19 protein-coding genes, 1 tRNA gene and 1 riboswitch are annotated in these 20,972 nt (G+C 66.6%); of the genes, 13 read left to right on the top strand and 7 right to left on the bottom strand.

Annotation, left to right across the window (positions count from 1 at the left end; translation table 11 throughout):
* Nucleotides 1–5: 5 nt before the first annotated feature.
* A riboswitch (ZMP/ZTP riboswitch) is annotated at nucleotides 6–94 on the top strand.
* A 21-nt stretch (nucleotides 95–115) separates the two neighbouring features.
* Both glyA and EDD25_RS06145 read left to right on the top strand, forming a co-directional pair.
* Nucleotides 116–1,414, top strand: coding sequence for a serine hydroxymethyltransferase (gene glyA / locus EDD25_RS06150; protein WP_134172508.1), 1,299 nt, complete (start codon nucleotides 116–118; stop codon nucleotides 1,412–1,414).
* 125 nt (nucleotides 1,415–1,539) lie between these two features.
* The gene (locus EDD25_RS06145; RefSeq protein WP_134175203.1) at nucleotides 1,540–2,424 is read left to right on the top strand and encodes a bifunctional methylenetetrahydrofolate dehydrogenase/methenyltetrahydrofolate cyclohydrolase; all 885 of its coding nucleotides are present in this window, start codon (nucleotides 1,540–1,542) and stop codon (nucleotides 2,422–2,424) included.
* A gap of 83 nt (nucleotides 2,425–2,507) precedes the next feature.
* On the opposite strand, the gene EDD25_RS06140 is transcribed toward EDD25_RS06145, so the two are convergent.
* A complete protein-coding gene (locus EDD25_RS06140) occupies nucleotides 2,508–3,047 on the bottom strand; it encodes a gamma carbonic anhydrase family protein (protein ID WP_134172507.1) in 540 nt (179 codons plus the stop codon).
* 43 nt (nucleotides 3,048–3,090) lie between these two features.
* Between EDD25_RS06140 and EDD25_RS06135 the strand changes: the two genes are divergently transcribed.
* The gene (locus EDD25_RS06135; protein ID WP_134172506.1) at nucleotides 3,091–3,567 is read left to right on the top strand and encodes a YbaK/EbsC family protein; all 477 of its coding nucleotides are present in this window, start codon (nucleotides 3,091–3,093) and stop codon (nucleotides 3,565–3,567) included.
* A 125-nt stretch (nucleotides 3,568–3,692) separates the two neighbouring features.
* Nucleotides 3,693–4,589, top strand: coding sequence for an ABC transporter substrate-binding protein (locus tag EDD25_RS06130; RefSeq protein ID WP_134172505.1), 897 nt, complete (start codon nucleotides 3,693–3,695; stop codon nucleotides 4,587–4,589).
* A 42-nt stretch (nucleotides 4,590–4,631) separates the two neighbouring features.
* On the opposite strand, the gene EDD25_RS06125 is transcribed toward EDD25_RS06130, so the two are convergent.
* Complete coding sequence (locus tag EDD25_RS06125; RefSeq protein ID WP_134172504.1) at nucleotides 4,632–6,269, bottom strand: PucR family transcriptional regulator; 1,638 nt, start codon at nucleotides 6,267–6,269, stop codon at nucleotides 4,632–4,634.
* Nucleotides 6,270–6,389: 120 nt separating this feature from the next.
* On the opposite strand from EDD25_RS06125, the gene EDD25_RS06120 reads away from it, so the two are divergent.
* Entirely contained in the window at nucleotides 6,390–7,667 is a 1,278-nt protein-coding gene (locus EDD25_RS06120; RefSeq protein ID WP_134172503.1) for an alpha-hydroxy acid oxidase, read from the top strand.
* 84 nt (nucleotides 7,668–7,751) lie between these two features.
* Nucleotides 7,752–9,248 carry an HNH endonuclease signature motif containing protein gene (locus EDD25_RS06115; protein ID WP_134172502.1) on the top strand — a complete coding sequence of 499 codons (1,497 nt, stop codon included), beginning with the start codon at nucleotides 7,752–7,754 and terminating at the stop codon, nucleotides 9,246–9,248.
* A 34-nt stretch (nucleotides 9,249–9,282) separates the two neighbouring features.
* Here EDD25_RS06115 and galK read toward each other — a convergent pair whose 3' ends face one another.
* Both galK and galT read right to left on the bottom strand, forming a co-directional pair.
* Entirely contained in the window at nucleotides 9,283–10,443 is a 1,161-nt protein-coding gene (gene galK / locus EDD25_RS06110; protein ID WP_134172501.1) for a galactokinase, read from the bottom strand.
* Nucleotide 10,444: 1 nt separating this feature from the next.
* Entirely contained in the window at nucleotides 10,445–11,614 is a 1,170-nt protein-coding gene (gene galT / locus EDD25_RS06105; protein ID WP_134172500.1) for a galactose-1-phosphate uridylyltransferase, read from the bottom strand.
* Between the two features lie 84 nt (nucleotides 11,615–11,698).
* On the opposite strand from galT, the gene EDD25_RS06100 reads away from it, so the two are divergent.
* The 3 genes from EDD25_RS06100 to EDD25_RS06090 are packed head-to-tail and all read left to right on the top strand — an operon-like array spanning nucleotide 11,699 to nucleotide 14,796.
* Entirely contained in the window at nucleotides 11,699–12,526 is an 828-nt protein-coding gene (locus EDD25_RS06100) for a DeoR/GlpR family DNA-binding transcription regulator (RefSeq protein ID WP_134172499.1), read from the top strand.
* 4 nt (nucleotides 12,527–12,530) lie between these two features.
* Nucleotides 12,531–13,493, top strand: coding sequence for an aldose 1-epimerase family protein (locus EDD25_RS06095; RefSeq protein WP_134172498.1), 963 nt, complete (start codon nucleotides 12,531–12,533; stop codon nucleotides 13,491–13,493).
* A 7-nt stretch (nucleotides 13,494–13,500) separates the two neighbouring features.
* Entirely contained in the window at nucleotides 13,501–14,796 is a 1,296-nt protein-coding gene (locus EDD25_RS06090; protein ID WP_134172497.1) for a DUF445 domain-containing protein, read from the top strand.
* Here the strand turns inward: EDD25_RS06090 and EDD25_RS06085 are convergent.
* Together EDD25_RS06085 and EDD25_RS06080 are read right to left on the bottom strand one after the other, a co-directional pair.
* The gene (locus tag EDD25_RS06085) at nucleotides 14,793–16,460 is read right to left on the bottom strand and encodes an AMP-binding protein (protein ID WP_134172496.1); all 1,668 of its coding nucleotides are present in this window, start codon (nucleotides 16,458–16,460) and stop codon (nucleotides 14,793–14,795) included. The genes EDD25_RS06090 and EDD25_RS06085 overlap by 4 nt on opposite strands.
* A gap of 122 nt (nucleotides 16,461–16,582) precedes the next feature.
* Nucleotides 16,583–16,655, bottom strand: a tRNA-Lys gene (locus tag EDD25_RS06080).
* Nucleotides 16,656–16,802: 147 nt separating this feature from the next.
* On the opposite strand from EDD25_RS06080, the gene EDD25_RS06075 reads away from it, so the two are divergent.
* The 4 genes from EDD25_RS06075 (at nucleotide 16,803) to EDD25_RS06060 (ending at nucleotide 20,081) form a co-directional block, all read left to right on the top strand.
* On the top strand, nucleotides 16,803–17,432 hold the full coding sequence (locus EDD25_RS06075) for a DNA-directed RNA polymerase subunit beta (protein WP_134172495.1): 630 nt from the start codon (nucleotides 16,803–16,805) through the stop codon (nucleotides 17,430–17,432).
* Nucleotides 17,433–17,714: 282 nt separating this feature from the next.
* On the top strand, nucleotides 17,715–18,299 hold the full coding sequence (gene sigK, locus EDD25_RS06070) for an ECF RNA polymerase sigma factor SigK (protein WP_422386762.1): 585 nt from the start codon (nucleotides 17,715–17,717) through the stop codon (nucleotides 18,297–18,299).
* A complete protein-coding gene (locus tag EDD25_RS06065) occupies nucleotides 18,296–19,144 on the top strand; it encodes an anti-sigma factor (protein WP_134172494.1) in 849 nt (282 codons plus the stop codon). The genes sigK and EDD25_RS06065 overlap by 4 nt, the downstream gene beginning before the upstream one ends.
* A 49-nt stretch (nucleotides 19,145–19,193) precedes the next feature.
* Nucleotides 19,194–20,081, top strand: coding sequence for an aminodeoxychorismate lyase (locus tag EDD25_RS06060; RefSeq protein WP_134172493.1), 888 nt, complete (start codon nucleotides 19,194–19,196; stop codon nucleotides 20,079–20,081).
* An 86-nt stretch (nucleotides 20,082–20,167) separates the two neighbouring features.
* On the opposite strand, the gene pstB is transcribed toward EDD25_RS06060, so the two are convergent.
* Nucleotides 20,168–20,947 carry a phosphate ABC transporter ATP-binding protein PstB gene (gene pstB, locus EDD25_RS06055; protein WP_134172492.1) on the bottom strand — a complete coding sequence of 260 codons (780 nt, stop codon included), beginning with the start codon at nucleotides 20,945–20,947 and terminating at the stop codon, nucleotides 20,168–20,170.
* Nucleotides 20,948–20,972: the final 25 nt, after the last annotated feature.

Genomic DNA, 20,972 nt, shown 5'->3' with positions numbered 1-20,972 from the left:
TATGCTCGGCATGTCGCAACTGGCGTAGCACGAAGATGGGTCACCATCGGGGAGCGACTGACACGGTTAGTGGCCGCACGCCTGGGCCGCACATCCAATTATTAAGGAGAACTCCGTGCCTGATTCCGCCGCTTCATCCGTGCTAGCGTCCACCTTCAACGAGCCACTCGAGGTCGTTGACCCCGAGATCGCCGCCGTTCTCGAGCAGGAACTCGGTCGCCAGCGCGACTACCTCGAAATGATCGCCAGCGAGAACTTCGTGCCGCGTTCCGTCTTGCAGTCGCAGGGCTCCGTGCTCACCAACAAGTACGCCGAGGGTTACCCCGGACGCCGCTACTACGGTGGCTGCGAGTACGTCGACGTCGCCGAGCAGCTGGCTATCGACCGTGCCAAGAGCCTGTTCGGTGCCGCATACGCCAATGTTCAGCCGCACTCCGGCGCCACCGCCAACGCCGCCGTGCTGAGCGCCATTGCCACTCCCGGCGACACGATCCTCGGCCTTGAGCTCGCCCACGGTGGTCACCTCACCCACGGCATGAAGCTCAACTTCTCCGGCAAGCTCTACAACCCGGTCGCCTACGGCGTCGACAAGGAAACGTTCCGCGTCGACATGGACTCGGTGCGTGACGCTGCGCTCGAGCACAAGCCCAAGGTGATCATCGCCGGCTGGTCCGCCTACCCGCGTCAGCTCGACTTCGAAGCCTTCCGTGCCATCGCCGACGAGGTGGGCGCGCTCCTCTGGGTCGACATGGCACACTTCGCCGGACTGGTTGCTGCTGGCGTGCACCCTTCGCCCGTTCCCTTCGCTGACGTGGTCTCGAGCACCGTGCACAAGACCCTCGCCGGTCCGCGCTCCGGCTTCATCCTGTCTCGCGACATGGCCCTGGCCAAGAAGCTCAACTCCAACGTGTTCCCCGGCCAGCAGGGCGGCCCGCTCATGCACGTGATCGCCGCCAAGGCCACCGCGTTCAAGCTTGCGGCCGAGCCCGAGTTCAAGGAACGCCAGGAGCGCACCCTTCGCGGTGCCAGCATCCTCGCCGCCCGGCTGATGGCCGACGACACCCGCGCCCACGGCATCGACGTACTCACGGGAGGCACCGACGTTCACCTCGTTCTTGCCGACCTGCGCAACTCGGAGATCAACGGCCAGCAGGCCGAAGACGCCCTGCACGAGGTGGGCATCACCGTGAACCGCAACGCGGTCCCGTTCGACCCGCGCCCGCCCATGGTCACGAGCGGGCTGCGCATTGGCACGCCGGCGCTGGCCACGCGTGGCTTTGGCGACGTGGAGTTCACCGAGGTCGCCGACGTCATTGCTGAGGCCCTCAAGCCCGGCGCCGACAAGGCTGCCCTGAGCGCACGCGTTCGTACGCTCACGCAGGCCTTCCCGCTGTACTCCGGCCTCCAGCAGTAGCAGCAGACCGCGCAACAACGGCGGAGATTTCCAGAGGGAGGGGCGGCGCGCATCCGCTGCCCAGGATCGTCCTGGAATCTCCGTCGTTTCGTAGTGACAACGTGCACATGAACAAAGGAACCAAGATGGTGGCAATCACCCTTGACGGGGTCAAGACCGCGTCGCAGATCAAGTCCGAGCTCGTGGACCGTATCGCGGCGCTGCGCTCGCACGGAGTCGTCCCGGGTCTGGCGACCCTGCTCGTGGGCAACGACCCCGGCTCCGAGACGTACGTGGCCGGCAAGCACCGCGACTGCGCTGAGGTGGGAATCGAATCCTTGCGCATCGATCTGCCCGGTTCGGCTACGTCAGCGGATGTTCGCGCCGCGATCAAAGACCTGAACGCAAGCCGTGAAGTCACCGGCTACATCATTCAGCTGCCCCTGCCGGTGGGCCACAACGAGAACGCCATGCTCGAACTGATCGACCCGTCGAAGGACGCCGACGGGCTGCACCCCACCAACCTGGGTCGTCTCGTACTCGGTATCGAGGGCGAGCTGCGCTCCCCGCTGCCGTGCACGCCGGCCGGAATCGTGGAGCTCTTGCGCCGCTATGACGTGCCGATCGTGGGCAGGAAGGTCGTTGTCGTGGGCCGGGGCCTCACCGTGGGCCGGCCGCTCGGTCTGCTCTTCACGCGGAAGGGTCTCGACGCCACCGTCACGCTCACGCACTCGCGCACGGTTGACCTGGCCGGCGAGGTTCGACGGGCGGATATCGTCGTGGCTGCCGTGGGTGTGCCGCACCTCATTCAGGCGGACTGGATCAAGCCGGGAGCCGCCGTGCTGGACGTGGGAATCACCCGCGTGCACGACAAGGTCACGGGCAAGGGCCGACTGACCGGAGATGTGAGCCCCGATGTGGCGAGTGTTGCCGGGCACCTGTCGCCGAACCCGCGTGGAGTGGGTCCGATGACCCGCGCCATGCTGCTGAGCAACGTCGTCAAGGCCGCCGAGGAATCGCTCCTCCCGTAACAGCGGCCGTCAGCGCCCCACTTTCGTTGGTCGAGCTTGTCGAGACCCCGTGACCCGGAGCGGCCGTTTGGGGTCTCGCTCGCCTACTGGCCCAGGGCCGCCCGGTGCAGGGCAGTGTGCTGCAGGTAGGTCTCGGCGTTGTGCAGCAGGCCGGCGACCTCCTCGTCGCTCAAGGCGCGGCGCACCTTGGCGGGCACTCCGGCCACGAGGGAACCCGGCGGGATGATCGCGCCTTCGAGCACGACGGCGCCGCCGGCCACCAGCGACCCCGCGCCGATGACGGCGCCATTCATGACGGTGGCTGACATGCCCACGAGCACGCCGTCCTCAAGCGTGCACCCGTGCAGCACGGCGCCATGCCCGACAGACACGTTGCGGCCCACGGTGAGTGGAAAACCGACGTCGACGTGACAGGAGACGTTGTCCTGGAGGTTTGAGCCCTTCCCGATGGTGATCGGTTCCTGTTCGGCGCGCAGCACCGAGTTGTACCAAACACTGGCGTGGTCGTCGAGGGTGACGTTGCCCACGAGCACGGCGCCCGGCGCCACGAAAGCGGAATCGGCCACCCGGGGTGCGGGAGCGTCGGGCAGGGTAATGATTCGTGCGGCGGGATCGGCAGTCATAAGCGCCAGCCTAGCGGGGGTAGCGGCGGCCTAGGCTGGCGTCATGGTGAACACCGAACATGTCGCAGTGGACCGGGTCCGGGCCGCGCTCAACGAGCACGGGCTTGATCCGGAGATCCGTTGGTTCGACGAGGCGGCCACGACCGCAGCGGCTGCCGCGGCGGCCCTCGGCATCCCGGTCGGGGCGATCGCCAATTCCCTGATCTTTACCCTCGACGGAGAGCCACTGCTCGTGCTCACGTCGGGAGCGCACCGGGTGGATACCCGGTTCCTCGGGGAGCGGCTCGGCGGTACCATCGGGCGCGCTTCGAAGGAGCTGGTGAAGGCGGCCACTGGGCAGGTGATCGGCGGGGTCGCCCCGGTGGGGCATCCGTCGCCGCTGCGCACCCTCGTCGATGAAGAGTTGGCCGAGTTTTCCGTGGTCTGGGCGGCAGCCGGACATGCGCACACCGTATTCCCCACGACGTTTGCCGAACTCCTGCGCGTCACCGGAGGCGCGGCCACAGCGGTCGAACCCTGACTGGCCTTGGTAGGTTCTCACAATGCCCGGTGCTTCTTATAGTGGAAAGATCCATAGCAGTGGTACTGCCCGAAACCTAGGCTCGCTTTTACTCCACAGTTTCAGCGTCGACGAAGGAAACCCCCATGCGCGTACGATCCACCATTCCGGTATTCGCGGCTGCGGCCGTACTCCTGCTCTCCGGCTGCGTCGACAACTCGACGGCCCCGGAGAGCACGGCCGATAATGGGTCGACCGGGACTGTCGCTGCGGATGCCGCCGCCGCCGCGCTGCTGCCTGAGGGCGTTGGCGCCTCGGGAACCCTGGTCTTCGGTACGAGCCCGAACTACGCCCCCAACGAGTACAAGAACGATGCAGGCGAGCCGATCGGTTGGACCATTGACCTCGCCGATGCCATTGCCGGCAAACTCGGCCTCACTGCCGACATCAGCGTGGCCAATTTCGAGTCCATCATCCCGGGCATCAAGGGCGGCAGCATCGACGTGGGGGCATCCAGCTTCACCGACAACGTGGAGCGCGAGAAACAGGTCGACTTCATTAACTACTACGAGGCCGGAATTCAGTGGGCCTCCGCGTCGGGAACGGATGTCGATCCCGACAACGCCTGCGGGCTCACGGTCGCAGTGCAGGCCACCACCTACCAGGACACGGTGGAGATCCCGGCGAAGAGCGAGGCCTGCGTGGCCGCGGGATTGCCGCCGATCAACAAGAAGCCCTACGACACCCAGGACACCGCCGCTAACGCGGTGGTGCTCGGTCAGGCCGTGGCCTTCAGCGCCGATTCCCCGGTGACCCTCTACGCGATCGACCAGCTCGACGGACGCCTGCAGCTGGCCGGAACGAGCTTCGAAGTGGCCCCGTACGGGTTCGCCGTCGCCAAGGACTCCGGAATGGCCGAAGCGGTGCAGGCGGCGCTGCAGTCCATGGTCGACGACGGCAGCTACCAGGCGATCCTCGACGACTGGGGCGTTGCGGCGGGCGGCCTCGAGACGATCACGATCAACGCCGCGACCAAGGGCTGATCCCGGCGCGACGGCGCGGCCGGGCCTGCGGGCCCGGCCGAGCTAGTTGCCCTGCGCCCAGAGCTGTAGCCAGAGCAGGAGGCGGCTGTCCGGGTCGTCGAGACGAACGCCGAACAGCGATTCGACCCTGGACAATCGGTAGCGCACCGTGTTGGCGTGCAGGCCGAGCCGTCGAGCCGTCTCGATGGCATTCGCGTCGCAGTCCAGGTAGGTGCGGATCGTTTCCGCGAACGCGGTCTTCTTACGAGAATCGTGGTCACTGATCCGGGTCGCGTCGGCGCCGGGCAGGTGCCCCGCCGCGCGCAGGTCTGCACAGATCTGGCGCAGCTGCAGCCTCGGTCCGAGGGATTGCTGGTCGGCGACGATGTCGTCGGAGTCGACGCGCAACCGGCCCTCCTCGACGTCGCGCAGGAGCGCGGCGAGAACCACCTCGGCGTCCGCGCGCGACTCGGGGACCGCGCCGATCGGCGTCGTGCGGCCGAACCCGGCCAGGATCGGGCGGCCATGCAGGCGGCGTGCGTGGTGGGTGATGCGCAGGATGGCCTCGCGCTGGAACGCGAAGGAAGCCGTCGCGGATTGCGGAAGCACGATGTAGACCACATTGTCCGCGAGGCCGCAGACCGCGGTGGGCAGCCACACCGCACACGCCGTGCGCACCGTGTCGAAGACGAGCAGGCTGGCCTGCAGGGCGGCAGGGGCGGAACCGGTCGGCCCGCCAGCGGTGAGCGCGACGATCCGCACCGACTCCGCCGCGATGCCCAGCTGTGTGGCCGACAGCTCCGCGCGGTCGGGTTCGAACAGGAGCGGCCGCACGAGGCTGATCTGGCGGTCGCGCCCGGATGCCGAGTGGGTGCGCCGGTGCAGCAGGTGCAGGGCGGCCACGTTGGCTGCCTCGAGCAAGAGCCGGGCGGTCTGGGGGTCGTGGTCGTTGTCGGCATCGATCACCCAGAGCGACCCGAGCACCACGCTTCCGGCTCTGATCGCCGCCGCCGACCGGGTGAGCGACTGCGCGCCAGGGGCGACGCTGACGACGTCCCTGGCGGCGTGCACGCGCCGATAGTCGAGATCGTTCTGCTCAGAGTGGGGTACGTGCAGCTGCAGGATCGAATTGCGCCGAGTGTCGTCGATGGGCTGTCCGGGCAGGGTTGAATATGCCAGCACCGTCTGCTCGGGGTCGGCGATGGCGACGGCGCCCCCGGTCAGCGACGCGACCGTGTTCGCCAGCGCGAACAGGTCACCCGGCAGAATATCGACGAGGGTGCGCACGGACGCCCCGTGCGGGATGATGGCGGCCGTAAGGATCTCGGTGAGCTGGTCCCACGGCACCGCGTCGGAGGCGCGCAACAGCGCCACCCCGTTCGAGCGCGCCATGCTGCGCAATCCGGCATCGGGGCGGCCGTGCTGCTTGTAGACAAGGCCGAGATAGCCGGCGGCCGCGAGGTCGCGCAGCCGCTCCGGTAGCTGGTCATCGGCGAGGTCGAGGCCCACGGCAAGGGCGATCGCGCCCGGAAACGGGGTGGGGGGAGCGAACCGGTCGTAGAGCACACACCCGGCCACGGGCGTCCGTTCCTCGGCGGGATCCTCGACGAGACTGAGGATGTCGGGTCCGAACGAGCGGCAGACCTCGGCCAGCAGCGGCAGGCTGACGGTCGCCGGTTCCCTCACCTTTTGGTAGTTCATGACAATCCGATCCATCATTTTCGTCGAGGCACACATAGTGTGTGCCGTTGAGTGATTCTAGGCTGGCCGGCAGGGTTCGACCCCCGTAACCGGGGGATTGGCAACAGGAAGAGGCGTTTCGTGAAACTTCGTGAGGTGCGGCAGCTCGTTCAGGTGCAGGCGCCCGTTCTGTCCCGATCCCGTCGGGTGCTGGCGAGCGCGTACAACGTGGCCGAATACCGCGCCGCCGCCCAGCGTGCGCTGCCGCCGGGAATCTTCGACTATCTCGAGGGTGGTTCCGAAGACGAGGTCACGCTGCGTCGCAACCGTGACTCCTTCGACCGCTGGGGGCTCATGCCGCAGTGGGGTCCCGTGACGGGACCGGACACCACGACGACCGTGCTCGGCCGGGTCAGCGCCCTGCCCCTGACGCTCACCCCGACCGGTGCGACGCGTCTGTTCCACCCGGAAGGCGAACTCGCCGTGGCCCGGGCGGCCGCCGCGGCCGGCGTGCCTTACGGGCTGGCGGGCCTGAGTACGGTCTCCATGGAGAACGTGGCTGCGCAATCGCCCGGACTGGAACGTTGGTTCAATATCGGTCTCTCCTCTGACATGGGCTACCAGCAGGCGAAACTCGACCGCTGCGCGGCCGCGGGATACCGGGCGCTCCTGGTCGGCGTTGACACCCGCGCCCTCGGCTCCCGGGAACGCGACCGGAAGAACGGCTTCACGGCGCCGCCAGCGCTGACCCTCGCGTCACTGCTGGGCATTGCGGCGCGACCCGGCTGGTGGATGAACTTCCTCCGCGCCGACGGCCTCCGTTTCCCCAACCTGGAACCGGCCGGAACGGATGCGGGGCTCGTGACCCCCTCGGTGTGGCAGCAGATTCTCGGGCACTCCGACGCCAGCCGCGGCTGGGCGGACCTTGAAACCCTGCGCGCGATGTGGCCGGGCAAGATCATCCTCAAGGGGTGCGTCAACCCCGACGACGTGGCCCGGGCGCAGGAGATCGGAATGGATGCGGTGCAGCTGAGCAACCACGGCGGCCGCCAGCTCGACCACATGCTCAGCCCGATGGACGTGCTGGAGGAGTCCCGCCAGCGCGTCGGCGGCGGACTCGAACTGATCGTCGACTCCGGCATCCGGCGGGGCAGCGACATCGTCAAGGCGCTCGCGCTCGGCGCGGACGCCTGCTCGGTCGGCCGGCCCTACCTGTACGGGCTTGCCGCCGCCGGTTCGCCAGGGGTGAGTCGGGTGATCGAGATCCTCGCCGAGGAGCTGCGGCGCACGATGACTCTTGTGGGGGTGTCCTCGGTCGCCGAGCTGCAGCAGCGCGGCGCCGGGATCGTGCGCGACCTGCGTGGTGCGGCGCCGGAAGCCCGGGTGGCAGCATCCGAGGCGCTGCGCGAGGCGATGTGACCGGCGCCCCGCGCCACGAGTGACGAGGTTGAGCCCGCCATTGGCCGCCGGCTCAGTGTCGGTGGGTGGTGTCACACTTGTTTCATGACAACCACCATTGACGGTGTTTTCGTTGATCTGACCGGGTCTCTGGCCCGGTCGGGTATATCCGCGGCGTCTTTCGCGGAGTTGTCCGACGACGGGTCGGAGAACACCCATCGGGCCATCGCGCAGCACGCTCGCGAGGTCGCCAAGTACGTCGCGCTGTCGGCGGCGAACGTCGCCTCCCGCTCCGACTGGGCGCTCGGCCGGGAAGGCCTCGCGCGCAAGAAGGGCTACGGCACCGCAGAGGACTACGTCCAGGCCCTGGGTGGCGGTGGTGGGAGCACCAAAGCGGATACCCGCCGCCTGATCGAGGCCGGCACGATGGCCGCCGAGGCCGAAACCGCCCGGGCCAGGCAGGAGCAGGCCGACCGGCTGGCCCTGGCTCATCCGGAAGCGCCGCCGGTAGCCGTGCACATGCCGTGGTTCGCGCCGCTTGGCGCCGCCGTTACCGACGGAACCCTCAGCACCGACGCCGCGACCGCCCTTCGCCGCGGCCTCGGCGAACCGGCGATCGGGGTGACCGATGAGATGCTCGCCGACGCGGTCGTCGCGCTGATTGCCGAGTGCCGTTCCCTGAACGCCGACCAGGCCGCAAAGGTGGCGCGGCAGTGCCGAGACTCCATTGATGCCGCCGGCATCGCCTCCCGCGCCGACGCCATGCGAGCCCGCCAGTACCTCCGGGTCTGGGACAAGCCCGACGGGATGTTGCACGGGAGCTTCGAACTGGATCCGGAGAACGGGTCGTATTTCAAGGACTTCCTGTTGCAGATCACCGGCCCGCGCCAAGGTGGTCCTCGGTTCGTGGAGAAGGGCGAGAAGGAGCGGGCCCAGCGCATCATCGCCGACCCGCGGTCAACGGACCAGATCGCCGCCGAGGCTCTGATCGAGGTGATCAAAGTCGCCGCGGCCGCCGACCCCGGCACACTGTTCGGCCGTATCCGCCCCTCCGTCAAACTCGTCGTCATTGAGGCCCCAGCACCGGCACCCGGGCAGAGCGCCTCGAGCCCACTACTGCCGGGAAACGGGTTCATCGAAGGCTCCCCGGACGCGGTTCCGACGACCACGATCGACCGGTCAGTCTGTAACACCGGTTTCATACCGGTGCTGTTCAGCCGGGACGGCACCGTGCTCGACGTCGGACGCGAGCAACGTCTCTTCACCCAGGCGCAACGCGCAGTATTGGCGCTCCGCGACGGCGGCTGCATGTGGCCGGAGTGCCACCGACCGCCCTCCTATTCCGAAGCCCACCACCTGCACGGCTGGGACGGTGGGGGCCTGACCAACGTCAGTGACGGCATCCTGCTCTGCGCCCGCGATCACCTTCGGTTGCACAATGACGGGTGGAAGATCAGACGCACGGGCACCGAGTACTGGCTCATCCCACCGCCAACGGTCGACACCGCCCGCGCTCCGATTCGCCTGGTCAGCAAATCACCATTGAAGCCAGGTTCACCACTCAGACGACGCGCTCTGGCGACGAGGGCAACGTCGCACTAGCCGGCCGTGTCACCAACGTCCTGGCCCGATACCGCTAGCTTTCCCGTAGGGCACCCCGGGCGGCGTGCACGAGGAACATCGTGGGGGCGGCATAGCCGTGCCGCGCAAACGCCGCCTCCACCGCGGCCTCGACGGCCGGTACGAGTTCGCGCGGAGTGAGGGCGATGGCCGCGCCTCCGAAGCCGCCTCCGGTCATTCGTGCGCCAATGGCTCCGGCCTCGCGGGCAGTGACCACGGCGAGGTCCAGTTCGGGCACCGAGATCTCGAAGTCGTCACGCATGGACAGGTGGGAGGCGTCAAGCAGGGGGCCGATCGCGGTCGGTCCGAGCTCACGCAGTAGGCGTACCGTGTCGAGCACCCGCTGGTTCTCGGTGACGATGTGCCGCACCCGGCGGAAGGTCTTCTCGTCGAGGATCTCCTCGGCGTGGGCCAGGTCGGCCACGGAAACGTCGCGCAGGGCGGGGCGCCCCAGCGCGGCAGCGCCCGCCTCGCAGGACGCCCGGCGGGCAGCGTAGCCGCCGGTGGCGTGGGAGTGGCTCACGTGGGTGTCGATGATCACCAGTTCCAGGTCGGCCGCGTCGAAGCCGAGGGGAATCACCTCGGAGTGCAGGCTGCGGCAATCGAGGAAGACCCCCGCATCCGCCTGGCCGAGCAGGGACGCGGACTGGTCCATGATGCCCGTGGGGGCGCCGACCGCACGGTTTTCGGCGAGCTGCCCCACCCGGGCGAGTGCCGGGCGGTCCAGATCGAGCCCCCACACGTCGTTGAGGGCCATCGCGACCGCACTCTCGATGGCGGCTGAGGACGACAGGCCCGCGCCGATCGGAACGTCGGAGTCGATGAAGACCTCGAAACCGGAGACGGCGGTGAGGTCCGCGCCGAAGCCGCCGAGCGCCCAGGCAACGCCGAGAGGGTAGGCAGACCAGCCGTGCAGGTTCTCCGGGAAGAGTTCATCGAGGGAGAGTTCGATGGCCTCCTCTGCGAAGGAACTGGCCACGCGGACCAGGCGATCGCTGCGCAGGCTCAGCGCCACCACGGTGCGCCGATCAATGGCGAACGGGAAAACGAAGCCGTCGTTGTAGTCGGTGTGTTCTCCGATCAGATTCACGCGGCCGGGGGCGGACCACAGGCCGTCGGGCGCGTGGTTGAAGCGACTCTCGAAGCCGGTGCGGGTGGTGGGCAGCAGATCGGTCAATTCAGGCTTCCTCGGCGTCGGCGCGGTCGACCGCGGCGCGAATGGTGCGGGCGGCGTTCTCCGGGGTCACGTCGCCGATCCAGGCGCCCATGGCTGCTTCGGATCCGGCGAGGTACTTGAGCTTGTCCTCGGCACGCCGGGGACTGGTGACCTGGAGCATGAGCCGAATCCCGTCCCGGTGCGCAGTGACCGGCGCCTGGTGCCACGCCGCAATGTACGGGGTGGGTGTCGAATAGATTGCATCGATCCCGCGCAGTACCCGGCGGTAGAGCACCGCGAGTTCGTCTCGCTCGGCCAGGGTGGTCGCGGCGAAGTCCGGAAGTTGGCGGTTGGGCAGCATGTGCACCTCGACGGGCCAACGCGCCGCGAAAGGAACGAAGGCCGTCCAATGCTCGCCCTGCAGGATGACGCGTTCCGAGGCCTGCTCGCTCGCCAGAATATCCGCGAAGAGCGTGGGGCCGTAGCGTTCGAGGGAGTCGATCACGCGCAACGTGCGCGGCGTCACGTACGGGTAGCTGTAGATCTGGCCGTGCGGATGCCGCAGGGTTACGCCGATCGCCTCGCCGCGGTTCTCGAACGGGAAGACCTGCTCGATTCCGGGCAGGTTCGAGAGGGCATGCGTTCGTTCGGCCCAGGCCTCAATCACCGTGCGGGCGCGAGTGACCGAGAGGCTCGCGAACGATCCCTCATGCTCGGGGCTGAAACACACGACCTCACACCGGCCCACCGAGGTGCGGCTGCGCTCGAGCCCGATCGAGGCGAGGTCGTCGAGTCCGAGGGGAGCGTCGGCATCCGTGAGCAGCGGCCCAAAGGACGGTGACTTGTTCTCGAACACGGCCACGTCGTAATTACTCGGAATCTCGGAGGGGTTCTCCGGTGTCGAGGGTGCGAGTGGGTCAAGGTGTGCCGGCGGGAGAAACACGCGGTTCTGGCGGTTCGACGCGATGGAGACCCACTCTCCGGTGAGGGGGTCCTGGCGCATACGCGCGGTCTCCGGGCGGGCCTCTGGCGTGCGCGTATCGATGGATCGCTCTGGCGACAGGTTCGTGCCGGGGTCGTCGAAGTAGATCAGGTCGCGGCCGTCGGCGAGGGAATGCCGGTGCCGGGCAATTGCCTCGTCGGCGACGAAGGGAGTGACTGCGCGTGCCGCGCTCTGGGGTGGGATTGTCATGGCGTTTTCCACGCTACCGGATTTGCTCAAGCGAAACCACCACTTTCGGATTGATAAGTAATGACAAGTGAGTGAAGATGAGGCATGACCGTTCCCCGAGATGCCACTCCCGCGCACCGGCGTCGCGAGCAGATTCAGACCCTGCTTGCCGAACGAGGCTTCGTGCGGGTGAGTGAGCTGCGGGAGGCCTTCACCGTGTCCGGGGTCACGGCGAGAGCCGACCTCGATGCCCTCGTGCTCACGGGGCTGGCGCGGCGCGTGCACGGCGGTGCAGTGCCGACGCACGCGGCCGGCGCCGGAGCGGTGGGACGCCCGGAACGCGAGTTCTCGTTTGAGGAGGCGCTCGCGGCATCCGTTGTGCCCAAACAACAGATCGGGGAGCTCGCCGCCTCGCTCGTGCAGAACGGGCAGAGCGTGATTCTCGACGTGGGCACGACCACCCTCGCCATTGCGCGGGCGCTGCGGGAGCGCGGCGAGCTGCGGGACGTGGTCATCGTGACCAATGGGCTCAGCATTGCCCTCGAACTGGAGGCGGCCATTCCCCGCTTCACGGTGATCGTCACCGGGGGTACCCTGCGGCCACTTCAGCACTCGCTCGTGGAGCCGCTTGCCGGCACCGTGCTGAGCCAGATGCACGCCGACCTGGCCTTCATCGGGTGCAACGGCGTCGACGTCGACCGGGGCGTGACGAACATCAACCTTCCGGAGGCCGGCGTGAAGACCCTCATGCTCGCCGCGGCGGAGCGAGCCATCGTTGTTGCCGACGGCTCCAAGCTCGGCCAGGTTCACCTGGGCCTCGTGGGGGCCGTCGGAGCCTTCGACATGCTCATCACCGACTCCACCGCAGATCCAACGACCGTCGACGCGCTGCGCGACACCGGACTCATGGTGATGCAACGGCAAATAGGCTAGGTTCATGCGAGCAGCAACGGGAACACAATTCGAACTCATGGCCGACGGCCCCAACGGGCGGGCGCGGGCCACTATCACCGAGGTCGCCGCCGGCATTCGATCGTATGCCGTGAGAGGCATAGATCTGGTGGAGTATTTCCCGGCCGAGGTGCAGCCGCCCATGGCGGCAGGGATCGTGCTCGTTCCCTGGCCCAACCGCATCCGGGACGGGGCCTGGACGCACGGTGACGTGCGCCATCAGCTCGCCGTGACGGAGCCGGCCCGGTCGAACGCGATCCACGGCCTGCTGCGCTTCGCGCCGTACCGCCTCGTGTCACGCACGAGTTCTTCCGTCACCCTGGGTGCCACCGTCTTCGCGCAGTCCGGTTATCCGTTCCAGCTCGAGATCGAGGTCACCTACGCCCTCGTCGACGACGGGCTCGAGGTCACGCATACCCTTCAGAACACGGGGGCAGCGGATGCACCGGTGGCCGTGGGTGCCCATCCCTACCTGAAAATCGGCGACGTTCCCACAAGGGACCTCGTGCTGCGGGTCTCCGCCGAGACCCACATCGACGTGGATGATCGCCTGAACCCCGTGGGGGAGTCCTCCGTATCGGGCACGCCCGTCGACCTGCGCGCGGGCGTGCGCGTGGGCGACCTCGACCTCGATGACGGCTTCGGCGGCGTGCCGGCCCCGAACGGCCGCGGTGAGCACTCGCTCACGGCCCCCGACGGCCGATCGCTCACCCTCTGGGGCGACGAGAACATGCGTTACGTCCAGGTCTTCACTCCGCGCGTCTTTCCCACGCGCAGCGGTAGTCATGCCGAGGGAGGGGACGTTCCGGTAACCGGCCAGGCGGTGGCCATCGAACCGATGACCGCACCGGCGAACGCCTTCAACTCGGGTGCGGGCCTGCGCTGGATCGTGCCGGGCGAAACGTGGACCGTGCGCTGGGGCATCCGTCACTACGGTTTCACGTCCTGAGCCGGTGATGACCACGACACAGGGCGTTCGGGCAGCGGATGCCGCGGCGCTGTCACCGCAGGACGCTGAGCGCAGCCGCGCGCTCACCCGTATGAAACGGCTCGCGGGCGCCCTGCTCGTGCTCATGGCGCTGATCTTCACGCTGTCGTTTGCCCTGCAGGATCGTTACCCGGCGTTGGCGTATGTGCGCGCGGCCGCGGAGGGCGGCATGGTCGGTGCCATTGCCGACTGGTTCGCCGTCACGGCACTCTTCCGTTACCCGCTCGGTCTGCGCATTCCGCACACCAATATCATCGCCACCCGCAAGAACGAGATCGGTGCGAGCCTCGGCGAGTTCGTCGAGACGAACTTTCTGGCCGAGTCTGTGGTGCGGGGAAAGCTCGAATCGGTGGGCATTTCCCGCCGGGCCGGGGCGTGGCTCGCGGTACCTCGCAATGCGGAGCGGCTGACTGGCGAACTCTCCACGGGAGCACGAGGGGTGCTCGAGCTGCTCGACGATGACGCGATCAAGAACCTGATCGAGTCCCTCGCGCGGGAGCACCTCCTGGTGCCTGAGTGGGGCCCGAGCCTCGGCCGGGTGGGCGAGCGGCTCGTCGTGAGCGGTCAACAGCGTGCCGGCGTCGATCTGCTCCTCGACCGCGCCGACACGTGGCTGCGCGCGCATCCGGAGGCGTTCGGACGGGCCGTGTCGGCCCGGCTACCCAGCTGGATGCCCGGTTTTGTCGACAAGCTCGTTGACGACCGGGCGTACCGCGAGGTGATCGCCTTCGTCGAGGGGGTGCGGGCTCAGCCTGAGCATCCGGTGCGTCAGGCCATCGACCGCTACCTGGGCGAGGTCATGAATGACCTGCAGCATGATCCCGCCATGATCCAGCGCGTGGAGACGCTCAAGGCGGGGCTCGTCGACAGTCCTCGGCTGCGCGAGTTCGCGGGGGAGACCTGGGAGTCGGTGAAGGCGTCGCTCCTTGAGGCGCTTGATGACACGGAGAGTGCCGTGCGTGTCGGGATCCGAGACACCCTCGTCGATTTCGGTTCACGACTGGAACGTGATGAGGCACTTGGCGCGCGCATCGACCGGTGGCTGGTGGACTCCGTGACGACGCTCGTGCAGAACTACGGGCACGAAATCGCCGGGGTCATCGCCGAGACCGTTGAACGCTGGGATTCGGCGGAGACCTCCGCGAAAATTGAGCTGCAGGTGGGTCGAGATCTGCAATTCATTCGTATCAACGGCACCATCGTGGGCTCGCTCGCCGGCCTCACCATTTTTGCCGCCGCCCACGGCATCTCGGCGCTGTTCTAGACGATCGTCTGTTCCGACTCCACGCTCGCGGCGAGGCGCGCGATCGCCTCATCGCGCATGTCGACCTTGCGAATCTTGCCTGAGACGGTCAGCGGGAAGCTCTCGCGAATGTCCATGTGCCGGGGCACTTTGAAGTGAGAGAGGCGCCCGTGGCAGAACGCGGCGAGGTCTTCGACGGTCAGAACGTCGACATCCGGCTTGAGGATGATGCACGCCATCAGCTCCTCGCCGTATTTCTCGTCGGGGACACCGATCACCTGCACGTCATGGATCGACGGGTGGAGAAACAGGAATTCCTCGATTTCGCGCGGATAGATGTTCTCGCCCCCGCGAATGACCATGTCCTTGATCCGTCCCTCCACCGTGATGTAGTCCTCGGTGTCCATCGTCGCGAGGTCACCCGTGTGGATCCAGCCCTCCTCGTCGATGGCCTCCTTCGTCTTCTCCGGCTCATTCCAGTACCCAGAGATGACGCTGTAGCCTCGCGTGCACAACTCGCCGATCTCGCCGCGCTCCAGCGTGTCACCGGTCTGCGGGTCCACGATCTTGTTCTCCAGGTGTGGCATCGTGCGTCCCACGGTCGACGTGCGGCGTTCGATCGTGTCGTCGCTGCGGGTCATCGTTGATACCGGTGCGGTCTCCGTCATGCCGTAGCAAATGGCCACGTCAACCATGTTCATTTCGTCGATCACGCGACTCATCACGGCGGCCGGGCACGTGGACCCGGCCATCACGCCGGTTCGCAGCGTCGACAGGTTGTAGTCGCTGAAATCGGGCAGGGCCAGCTCGGCCATGAACATGGTGGGCACGCCGTAGAGGGAGGTGCCGCCGTAATCCTGCACCGCTTCAAGGGCAGCGGTTGCCGTGAAACCGCGCCCGGGAATGATCGCGGCGGCCCCGTGCGTGTAAATGTTCAGGTTGCCGATGACCATGCCGAAGCAGTGGTAGAAGGGCACCGGGAGCACGACGCGGTCGTGTTCCGTGTAGTGCAGCAGTTCGCCGATGGAAAAGCCGTTGTTCAGAATGTTGCGGTGCGTGAGCGTGGCGCCCTTGGGGAAACCCGTTGTTCCGGATGTGTACTGCAAGTTGATCGGGTCCCTGGAACTGAGCTGGTCCATCCGGCCGCGCAGGTCAAGCGGTGGGAGGTCCTTGCCCGCGTCGAGCACCGTGCCGTAGGTGAACTCTCCGGGCTGGCTCGGGTGGTCATCGTCGCCGATGAACACGAGTTCGCGCAGTTCCGAACAGCTCGCGAGGGCTTCGCGGGCCATGCTCGTGTATTCGCTGTTCTTGTCGGAGGGTGCGGAGATGAGCATGCGCATTCCACACTGCCGGATCACGTACTCCAGTTCGACGATCCGGAACGCGGGATTCACGTTCACGAGGATCGCGCCGATCTTGGCGGTCGCGTATTGAACGATCGTCCACTCGGCGCAGTTGGGGGACCAGATGCCCACGCGGTCGCCACGCTCGATGCCCAGGGCCAGGAGTCCGAGGGCGAGCCGGTCGATGTCTGAATTCAATTCCACATAGGTCCACTGTCGGCCGCTTGCGACCTCAATGAGGGCGTCGCGATGCGGAAACCGTGCCACGGTGTTTTCAAAATGATCGCCGATTGTGGATTCCAGCAACGGTTGGTCTGAGAGAGTCTGAGAGTGCGACAGCATGTGCGGGATCTCCTTTGATCACGGTGGACGGCCGTGACACCGAGTCCGACCACGTGCACCGTACCAAGTGCAGCCGGGTCGCGGCCAATCGTTCCCGCGCCCAGCTCCCGCACATACTTTTGTGGGCCCCGTCGGGCTCGAACCGACGACCCAAGGATTAAAAGTCCTTTGCTCTACCAACTGAGCTAGAGGCCCGCAAACACCAATCTATCGTGGATTTGCGGCGCACTTTTCTGGGTAGCGTTGAGAGCGACCGAATCCACGCGATTTTGGCCCTTTTTACGGGACAGCCACGGCGCTCAGATGCGCCACAATACGAGTTCAGAGAGACGGGAGAACCCCTTGGCCGATAATTTCCACAAACCCACGCAGTTCTCCGGAAACAAGTTTGAGGCGATTAAGGGCGGGGAAGATCCGGCGACGATCAGTCGCGTCGCCCATGAGACCGCCCAGGCCCTGCTCACCCGGGTGCGCTCTGACCCCGACCCGGCCACGGTCGAGCGGCTCGTTGCCTACACGGACGAGAACGGTATCGACGCGGTCGCCGAGCTCTGGTCGCGTGCCACCCCGCGTAGTCTGCCGGGGGCTCTCTGGCGGATCTATCTCATCCGGCTCTTGATCCGTCAGGACCCCGAAGGTACCGCCTACCTGTACCAGCGTGGCATTGAGCTGGCCCGAACGATCGATCATGTCGTTGCGGGGGCAGCCGTGCCCACGGGCCCGGCCGAGATCATCGCGCTCGCCGATGAGATTCTGCGCGGCATGTTCACGGGCGATTTCGCCGTTGCGCTCGAGAGAGCGGCCGCGTATTGCCGGGTCACGGCCACCGGGTGCACGAGCGTGGCCGATGACTTCGAGCAGACCGAACCCGCGCGCTCCTCAGCGCTGACCACTCGCGCCCTGCGATTGTCGACCACCGCGGCGGAGTTCACGGCGTGCGCACGATTGTGGCGCAGCGAGTCGCTCGAGTAGTTTCCGTGACCTCCCAACGAAACCTGACCGGTGGCTGTCGGTGCGGCTGAGAGCTTTCGATTTCATGGATTTGGTTTAGACTGGAATCTGGTCGGGCCGCAGTAATCCCGGGTTCCATTATTCGCCGCTTCGAGCGGCCTCGCGCCGAGAGGTGCTCTGCGGCCCGGCCTCACCTGTCTATTTTTCTTTCCCGCGACAAAACGCTGTCAATATCCAATCCATGTGGGCCTCGGTACCGAACCCTCATCATGGAAAGGGATTGAACCTGACATGCTTAGCCTCATGACGACTGATTTAAGCCTCGACGATTCGTCGGCGGATGCTCTCTCCAAAGAGGAGCTGCTGGCACGAGCGGCCTTGGGCGACGAATTGGCATTCGGAGAGCTGTATGACCAGATCGCCCCTCGGGTGCTGGGCCTGGTTAAGCGTCTCTTGGTTGACCATGCGCAGTCGGAAGAAGTGACCCAGGAGATTTTTCTGGAGATCTGGCAGACGGCGACGCGGTACGAGGCGACTCGCGGTGGAGCATCCACCTGGATCATGACCATGGCACACCGTCGCGCGGTCGACCGAATTCGGTCGTCGCAGGCCGGGCGTGATCGAGATTCCAAGATCGGTATCCGCGACATGGCGGTTGCCTACGATCACGTTGCCGAATCCGTTGAGGTTCGGATTGAACATGAAAGGGTGGAGAAGGCAATGTCTAGACTGACGCAGCTGCAGCGACAGGCGGTGAGCCTGGCGTATTACGGCGGATACACGCACAGTGAAGTCGCGGGCATGCTCAAGATCCCCCTCGGTACCGTGAAAACCCGACTGCGCGACGGCTTAATCCGGTTGCGAGAAGAACTGGGCGTGACCTCATGACCGGCATCCGCGGACAAGACAACGCCGCTGACCTCACCGGCGCGTACGCCCTGAACGCACTCACCGCAGAAGAGGCGGCCGACTTCGAGGCCCACCTCGAAACGTCAGAGTCGGCACGCACCGAAGCGGACGAGCTGAGCGACACGGCTGCGGCCCTGGGGCTCGCCGCAGAGCCCGTGCAGCCCTCGTCCGCCCTGCGCGCGAGCCTCATGGCCAAGCTCGCTTCCACGCCCCAGCTGGCCCCGTTGACGGCTGCTCCCGCTGCCGTTCATGCCCCGTCGAGCGTTCCTGCGGTCCCCGCAGCCCCCGTCGCTCCTGTCGACGACTCAGCCGAGCCGCCGATGAGCGGCGCCGGCGCCGCAACCACGCGCGCCCAGCAGCGGTGGTTCCAGCGACCGGCCCAGGTCTTGGTGGCCGCCGCGGCAGCTGTCGTGCTTTTTGTGGGTGGAACCTTTGCCGGCCAGGCGTTCAACAACAACCAGTTCGTCGAACAGCAGGCGGCCAGCATGGTGCAGATTACCGCAGCGTCCGACACCCAGCGCGCAGCGACGACCACCTCGGACGGCCACTCCGCCACCCTGGTCTGGTCCAACACCCTGGGCCTGTCCGCCGTTATGGTCAACGACCTGCCCTCGCTCGGCAACGACCAGGACTACCAGCTCTGGTACATCAATGATGCGGGAGCGGCGCCGGCCGGAACGTTCGACTCAACCGGCACCGGCACCACTTGGCGTGTGCTCGACGGCGTGATGCACGCCGGAGACACGGTTGGCATCACGGTCGAGCCGCGCGGCGGCTCGAAGCAGCCGACGACGGATCCGATTGTGGCGTTCCAAAGTTCCTAAGCGGCAACCGATCGTGCGGGTCGGTCACCAGGCGGATTAGGCTCGCATCATGAGCCTTCCCTTCACCCTGCTGATCGACCCGGTTCCCGTCGACTCTGAGCGTACGTCCTTCGACGACACGTTCCACGAGATGGACTCTGCTGCCCCTGCCCTGCGGGTCGGGGAGTTGAGCACCCAACGTGGTGACGGTATCTTCGAAACGCTCAGCGTTGTGAACGGGCACCCGCAAGAGGTGGAGCCGCACATTGCCCGCCTGCGCAACTCCGCTGAGATCTGCGACCTCCCGGTGCCGAATCCGGCGCAGTGGCGCGCAGCGATCGCCTATGCCGTTGCCCGGATTCCTCACGAGGGCGAGCTGGCCCTGAAAATTGTGCTCAGTCGGGGTGTGGAATCCGGCCCGGCGCCCACGGCGTGGCTGCACGCCACAACGGCCACTGACTTTCGACGGGTGCGGGAGAACGGTGTGCGCGTTGTCACCCTGGACCGTGGGTATCCGAGGGGAGTCGCCGAGCGCGCACCCTGGCTGCTCATGGGCGCCAAGACGCTCAGCTACGCCATCAACATGGCCGCGCTGCGGGAAGCCCAACGCCGGGGAGCCGACGACACGATCTTCGTCACCACGGACGGCTACGTGATGGAGGGCCCGACGTCGAACGTGGTCCTGCGCACGGGCGGGGTCTACGTCACGCCCGCACCCAGCGGCGCCATTCTGCATGGCACCACGCAGCAGAGCCTCTTTGAATACCTGAGGGTAAGGGGCGACCAGGTGGAGTATCGTGACGTGCCGCTGAGTGAGCTGCGGCAAGCGGATGCTGCCTGGCTCGTGTCCAGTGTTCGTCTCGCCGTGGCCGTGACAGCGCTGGACGGGGAGACGATGCGCACCGACCGCGAGCTGACCCAGGCCATCAACTCCTACCTGCTCGGCCGCACCGACTAGGCTCGCGCCCGAGGTCCACGAGGCGAGGTTGTCTCGCGGGGTCTCGACAGGCTCGACCAGCGTGTGGTGGCGAGGCTAGGTGGTGCCTAGCCGAAGCGGCCGGAGACGTAGTCCTCGGTGGACTGCTCACTCGGGTTCGAGAACATCGTCGTGGTGTCGTCGTACTCGATGAGCTTGCCTGGCTTGCCGGTACCGGCGATGTTGAAGAATGCGGTGCGGTCAGAAACGCGCGAGGCCTGCTGCATATTGTGCGTCACGATGACGATCGTGTACTGGGCCTTCATCTCTTCGATGAGGTCCTCAATGGCGAGGGTGGAGATCGGGTCAAGCGCCGAGCAGGGCTCATCCATGAGGATCACGTCGGGCGCCACGGCAATCGCGCGTGCAATGCACAGGCGCTGCTGCTGGCCACCGGAGAGCCCCGAGCCCGGACGGTCGAGGCGGTCCTTGACCTCGTTCCACAGGTTGGCGCCGCGCAGCGACTGCTCGGTGAGCGCGTCGGCGTCGCTCTTGCTCATGCGGCGGTTGTTGAGTTTCACACCGGCGAGCACATTGTCCTGGATTGACATGGTGGGGAACGGGTTCGGACGCTGGAACACCATGCCCACCTGACGGCGCACGAGCACCGGGTCGACGCCGGGTCCGTAGAGGTTGTTGCCGTCGATCAAGACCTCACCCTCAACGCGGGCGCCGGGGATGACTTCGTGCATGCGGTTCAGCGTGCGGATGAACGTGGACTTACCGCAGCCGCTGGGTCCGATCAGGGCCGTCACCGTACGCGGTTCAATGACGAGCGAGACGCCCTCGACGGCCAAAAAATTGCTGTAGTAAACGTTGAGGTCGGCAACTTCAATGCGCTTGGACATATGTCCCTTTCACGGTTTGGTACAG

The organism is Cryobacterium psychrophilum, from assembly GCF_004365915.1.
Lineage (GTDB): Bacteria > Actinomycetota > Actinomycetes > Actinomycetales > Microbacteriaceae > Cryobacterium > Cryobacterium psychrophilum.
The sequence above is the reverse complement of the archived record's forward strand: the minus strand, read 5'-3'. Positions and strand labels throughout refer to the sequence as shown.

Bases quoted from the DNA above. Each gene is read 5' to 3' on its own strand.
- EDD25_RS06145 (WP_134175203.1), top strand. From the start codon at position 1,540: ATGGTGGCAATCACCCTTGACGGGGTCAAGACCGCGTCGCAGATCAAG.
- EDD25_RS06140 (WP_134172507.1), bottom strand. From the start codon at position 3,047: ATGACTGCCGATCCCGCCGCACGAATCATTACCCTGCCCGACGCTCCC.
- EDD25_RS06135 (WP_134172506.1), top strand. From the start codon at position 3,091: ATGGTGAACACCGAACATGTCGCAGTGGACCGGGTCCGGGCCGCGCTC.
- EDD25_RS06130 (WP_134172505.1), top strand. From the start codon at position 3,693: ATGCGCGTACGATCCACCATTCCGGTATTCGCGGCTGCGGCCGTACTC.
- EDD25_RS06125 (WP_134172504.1), bottom strand. From the start codon at position 6,269: ATGAACTACCAAAAGGTGAGGGAACCGGCGACCGTCAGCCTGCCGCTG.
- EDD25_RS06115 (WP_134172502.1), top strand. From the start codon at position 7,752: ATGACAACCACCATTGACGGTGTTTTCGTTGATCTGACCGGGTCTCTG.
- galT (WP_134172500.1), bottom strand. From the start codon at position 11,614: ATGACAATCCCACCCCAGAGCGCGGCACGCGCAGTCACTCCCTTCGTC.
- EDD25_RS06100 (WP_134172499.1), top strand. From the start codon at position 11,699: ATGACCGTTCCCCGAGATGCCACTCCCGCGCACCGGCGTCGCGAGCAG.
- EDD25_RS06095 (WP_134172498.1), top strand. From the start codon at position 12,531: ATGCGAGCAGCAACGGGAACACAATTCGAACTCATGGCCGACGGCCCC.
- EDD25_RS06090 (WP_134172497.1), top strand. From the start codon at position 13,501: ATGACCACGACACAGGGCGTTCGGGCAGCGGATGCCGCGGCGCTGTCA.
- EDD25_RS06085 (WP_134172496.1), bottom strand. From the start codon at position 16,460: ATGCTGTCGCACTCTCAGACTCTCTCAGACCAACCGTTGCTGGAATCC.
- sigK (WP_422386762.1), top strand. From the start codon at position 17,715: ATGACGACTGATTTAAGCCTCGACGATTCGTCGGCGGATGCTCTCTCC.
- EDD25_RS06065 (WP_134172494.1), top strand. From the start codon at position 18,296: ATGACCGGCATCCGCGGACAAGACAACGCCGCTGACCTCACCGGCGCG.
- EDD25_RS06060 (WP_134172493.1), top strand. From the start codon at position 19,194: ATGAGCCTTCCCTTCACCCTGCTGATCGACCCGGTTCCCGTCGACTCT.
- pstB (WP_134172492.1), bottom strand. From the start codon at position 20,947: ATGTCCAAGCGCATTGAAGTTGCCGACCTCAACGTTTACTACAGCAAT.